The organism is Capillibacterium thermochitinicola, assembly GCF_013664685.1.
Lineage (GTDB): Bacteria > Bacillota > UBA4882 > UBA10575 > UBA10575 > Capillibacterium > Capillibacterium thermochitinicola.
On sequence record NZ_JAAKDE010000058.1, the window covers coordinates 1 to 5,318 of the forward strand.

Genomic DNA, 5,318 nt, shown 5'->3' on the forward strand with positions numbered 1-5,318 from the left:
TTTTCAGTAAGCCCTAATTATACACTAACGGTAGAATAGTGGCAAATAAATGTTGCTTATGATGTAAAAAAATGCTACTCTATATATGGTCAAACGTTTGCATTGAAGGTGATTGGCTTGCGGGTAACTATAAACGATATTGCCAAAAAAGCCAAGGTTTCCCCCTCGACCGTCTCACGGGTGATTGCCGACAGCCCCCGGATCAGTGAGGCGACCAAAGAGAAAGTCCTAAAGATTATGAAAGAGATGAACTATCATCCGAACATGATCGCCCGGTCGCTGGTGAACCGGACCACGCAGATCATCGGGGTGGTGATGCCCGGGATGGCGGAGCAATCCTTGCAACACCCCTTTTACCCTGAATTATTGGGTGGAATTGCTTCCATGGCCAATAAACAGGGGTACAAGATCTTGCTTGCCAACGTTTCCACGGTTGATGAGGAAAGGGAGATGGTTAAAGAATTAACCTTTGGCGGGATTACCGAGGGGCTTATTCTCCTGACTTCACGCGACGATAATCCCACGGTGGAGCAGTTGGTCAAGAACAATTTTCCCTTTGTGGTGATTGGCCGGACGGAAAACCCCTATGTGAACTGGGTCGACAATGATAATTTTTTGATCGGTTATCAGTTGGCGACCTACTTTATTGAACAGGGGCACCGGAGCATTGCTTTTCTTGGTTATTCTCCCGGTTACCGGGTGACGCGGGACCGGTTGAACGGTTACAAAAAAGCCCTTGAAGAACATGATATTCCTTTTGACTCCCGGATGGTGATTGAAAGTAAGTTTATCTCCGACAATGGATATGACCTGATGAAAGCCTTTTTGGCCCAGGGGAAAAGTCCTACCGGAGTGATCGCTTGCGACGATTTACTGGCTTTCGGCGCGATAAAAGCCATCCATCAAGCCGGGCTCCGGGTGCCGGATGATATTGCCGTTGCCGGGATCAACAATGTGCCCCTGGCCGATTATTATAACCCGCCCCTGACTTCGGTGAAGATCAATGCGTTTTCGTTGGGGACGAAAGCCTTTGAGATGCTTCAGACCATCATGGGCAGCAATATCCGCAGTTATAACCAGGCAATCATCCCCGCTGAGCTCGTAATCCGCAGTTCGACGCAGCGCGGGTGATTGCGGGACAATCAAAAATATAAAGTATAGCAAGAAGTGAGGTTGAAACATTGTTTAAAGAAGCGGTGTACCACCAGACAGCCCCCCCCTTACCTTTACGCCCTGGACGAGGCAAGGATTGCCGTGCGGTTGAGAGCAAAAAAGGGCGATCTAAAACAGTGTGTGCTTTACTACGGTGACCGTTATGCTTCGACCAATCCCGTCCCCCTGCAACGGGCGGTAATGACCAAGATCGCATCGGATTATCTCTTTGATTATTTTGAGGTGGAATTGGCGACCGAATTCAAACGGATCTGCTATTTGTTCTGGTTGTCCGACGGACAGGAAAGCCTTTATTATTTTGGTCAAAACTTTGCTTCAGCTTTGCCGGTGAACCGGAATACCTATTTTATTTTGCCGTACCTTCGCCGGGAAGAGATCTACCGGCCGGCCACCTGGGCTTCTCAAGCCGTGATCTACCAGATCTTCCCGGACAGCTTCGCGACAGGACCACAGGAGATGGTGGTGGCTCCCAAAACCATCCGCAACCAGACCGGGGGTGAAAGCAAAGGCCGTTGCGGCGGGAATCTGGCGGGCATCACCGCCAACCTGCCCTATCTGGCGGATCTGGGGATCAACTGTCTTTATTTGACGCCGATCTTTACGGCCCATTCGTACCACAAATATGACACTGCGGATTACTTTACCATCGATCCCTGTTTTGGCGATCTGGAAACCTTTCAGGATCTGGTGCGCAAAGCCCACGCGCTGGGGATTAAAGTCATCCTAGACGGTGTGTTTAACCACTGCGGGCCGCATTTCTTCGCCTTCCGGGATGTGCTAGAAAAAGGGGAAAAGTCCCCCTACCGGAACTGGTTCTACCAGTTGGAATTTCCCGTGCGTTTTGAGGATCCGCCCAACTATGAATGCTTTGCCTATACCCGGTATATGCCGAAACTGAACACGGGCGATCCGGAAGTACGTGAATACCTGTTGAAAGTGGGAACGTTCTGGATTGAGCAAGCCGATATCGATGGTTGGCGTCTGGACGTGGCCAACGAAGTAGACCATTACTTTTGGAAGTGTTTTCGCCGGGCGGTGAAGGCGGTGAAGCCCGAGGTGATTTTGGTCGGTGAAATCTGGGGCGATGCCGAGCCCTGGCTCCAGGGGGATGAGTTTGATTCTACGATGAACTACCGTTTTGCCGACCTCTGCCGCGAATTTTTCGCCGAACGCCGGATTGGGGTTTACGAGTTCGACGCCGGGATGCACCAGTTGTTGATGCGTTACATGCGGCCGATCGCAAATTTACAAATGAATTTGTTGGACAGCCATGATGTCGCTCGTTTCATCTCGTGGTGTCAAGGGGATCAGCGCCGTTATAAACTCGCCGTTTTATACCAAATGACGGCGCCGGGAATTCCGTCGGTCTTTTACGGTGATGAAGTTGGTCTGGAGGGGATCGATGAAGAAGATTACCGCCAACCGATGCGCTGGGAGCGGGTGGACGGCGACCTGACCGCCTATTACCGCCGGGTGATCGGTTTGCGCCGCCGCCTGTCCCCGTTGACTGCTGGTAGCTACCGGACTGTCCTGCTGGATCAGGTGAAAGATACCTATGGGTTCATCCGGGAAAACGGGGAGGAACGGGTCTATGTCCTTTTAAACAACAGCGAAGTATGGCAAACGATTGAACTACCGGTCTCCGGAAAGCAAAGCCTGACCGATCACCTGAACAACCGGGAATATCCCGTCGTCAATGGAGTGGTTAAGATCGAGCTGCCCCCGGTCAGCGGAGCGGTGCTTGTATAAGTGTAAATCCTGATAATATTTGGAAGCGCGATGGTTGACACCGGATGGGTTCTAGGATATAATCTTATTGCTAACGTTTGCACAAAATTTCTTGCCGAGATAATAATTACCACACGGATGCGGTAGAACTTTGGGTTTGTTTTCGGCCGGTTATCACCCAAAAGGAGGTGGGTCTGAACACAGAAGCCGGGAGACCGACGCAGCTTGGCTGAATCAGGGAATTTGGCCGTTTGGAACCGGGCTGACGTAAAAAGCAATGCATAGCGTATATTTGATAAATAACCTGTCACGTTGGAGGATCGATGGATACTTTAGTAAAGATTATTAACATCCTTAAAGCCGGAGAAGAAACCGCCCGGCAAAAATATTACATACCTGAAGCTTGGAACTATTTTGGGTATACCGATTACGAAAGGGATCCGGCAAGGCCCAAGGAGATTCTTGTCTGTCCATATCATTTTCTCCGTTCCTGTTTGGAGCGGCAGATCCTGGCGCCTAAGGAAACCGCCGGTCCCCAAACCGGCACCGTGGAAAAGGCGAACGTAACTGAACAGATTATCTACGGCATGTTTCCGCGGAGTTTTACCGCCTGGACCCACGACCACAGCAGCCGGGTTTATCCGGGCTCTTTCCTTAAATCCATGGCTTTGCTTCCCCTCTTAAAGGAGTTTGGGGTTGATGTTGTCTATCTCCTTCCCGTCTTAGAAACCGGGACCAAATACTTGAAGGGAGAAGTGGGGAGCCCCTACGCGATCCGGAACCATTACCGTCTTGATCCGGAGTTAAACGACCCGTTATTGCGCGCCGCCGGAGTGGGGACGGAAGAAGAGTTTAAAGCCTTTGTGGAAGCTTGTCATCTCTTGGGGATGAAGGTCATGCTCGATTTTGTCTTCCGGACGGCCAGCCGTGACCATGATCTGATCATTGCGCATCCGGAATGGTTTTACTGGATTGAACACCGCCATAATGCCGATTTTATCCTGCCGCATGTGGAAAAGGTCCCTGTTCTTTCTGCGGCCCGGGGCAAGAACCTCAAAAAACTATACAGTACTCCCGGGATCGAAGACCACCTGCGGAAATTCACCTACCCGCCGTCGGTTTTGGACCCGCAGCGGTGGGAAGAAGTAAAAGAGCGGCAAAAGCGCACCGGGGAGAACATTCTGACGTTGATTGAGGAGGCCTTCGGCATTACGACGGTACCCGGTTTTTCCAACGTCATTAACGACCCCCAGCCGCCGTGGTTTGATGTGACCTATTTGAAGTTTTATTTTGATCTGCATCCGGAAGCCCGGGCCTGCCTTGGGCGCAAACGGGGGCCCCATCCCGACGACGCTTTCCATGGTTATGCCCCGTTCATTTTGCAAGACGGCGCCTGTGCCAATGTGCACCGGGGGAAAGTGCCCAATAAAGAACTGTGGGATTATTTGATCGGCGTGGTTCCTTACTACCAGAAGAATTATGGGATCGACGGGGCGCGGATTGATATGGGGCATGCCCTTCCGCCCGAGTTGATGCAGGCGATCATCAAAGAGATTAAGGCCGTCAATCCCGAATTTATCTTATGGTCCGAAGAGTTTAATTACCGTAACGCGCCGGCGTTGAAACGGAACGGTTTTCACTTTATTACCGGCAGTCTGTGGGCGTTTTTCAAACACTTTGCGGGCCGGGACTTCCTGGCGGAAGCGATTAGTAGGACCTATCCGTCAGAGCTACCGATCACCGGGGCGTTGGAGATGCCCGACACCCCGCGGCTTGCCTTTTACTACCAGGACAAACGGCGGATTGAGGCTTTGGTCCTTTTGAATTATCTGCTCCCGAATACCGTTCCATTCCTCAATAATGGGTTGGAATTGTTGGAGCGGCAACCGATGAACCTTGGGCTGGACAACACCGAAGCGGGCCGCTACGTTCTGGATGAGGACGATCCGATGTACGGCAAACTGGCGTTCTTTGACAATTACTGCCTGCATTGGCTGACCGAAGATTTTGCCTGGATGAGCGCTTTGTTGCGGAAAGCCAGTCAGGTGCGCGCCCATTTCCTCAGCCTGATTAAGGACAAAACCAATTTTATCATGGCCCTGACGAAAGAGAAGCGGGATGACCTGATTAAACTGGGCTATTATTCCAAACGGGAGCAAAGAGGCTTCGTCTTTATTGCCAATAAGGATTTGGAAAAAGAGGCCGAAATTGTCTGGAAAAAGGAGCTCCCCCGGCCGTTCCGGTCCGGGCCGGAAGTCCGGTTTTTCTACCGGTCGGGCGAATTAACCGATCTTAGCTGGCCGGTGGCGAAACCGTTTAAGCTGGCACCCGGGGAAGTGGTTATTGTGCAAACTAGAAAAGAGGAGGCGTTATAATTGATAAAGAGCAAGCAAGGTCTCCCCACCGTGGCGTATTTT

Annotated in this window: 3 protein-coding genes; all 3 read left to right on the top strand. The window is 51.3% G+C overall.

The features are described 5' to 3' along the window. Positions 1 to 117 precede the first annotated feature (117 nt). Positions 118 to 1,131 (top strand): LacI family DNA-binding transcriptional regulator, encoded by a 1,014-nt coding sequence (locus G5B42_RS11300; RefSeq protein ID WP_181340576.1) that lies wholly within the window; start codon positions 118 to 120, stop codon positions 1,129 to 1,131. Positions 1,132 to 1,173: 42 nt separating this feature from the next. Continuing rightward, complete coding sequence (locus G5B42_RS11305) at positions 1,174 to 2,922, top strand: alpha-glycosidase (protein ID WP_181340577.1); 1,749 nt, start codon at positions 1,174 to 1,176, stop codon at positions 2,920 to 2,922. Between the two features lie 302 nt (positions 2,923 to 3,224). After that, complete coding sequence (locus G5B42_RS11310; RefSeq protein ID WP_181340578.1) at positions 3,225 to 5,276, top strand: alpha-amylase family glycosyl hydrolase; 2,052 nt, start codon at positions 3,225 to 3,227, stop codon at positions 5,274 to 5,276. Positions 5,277 to 5,318: the final 42 nt, after the last annotated feature.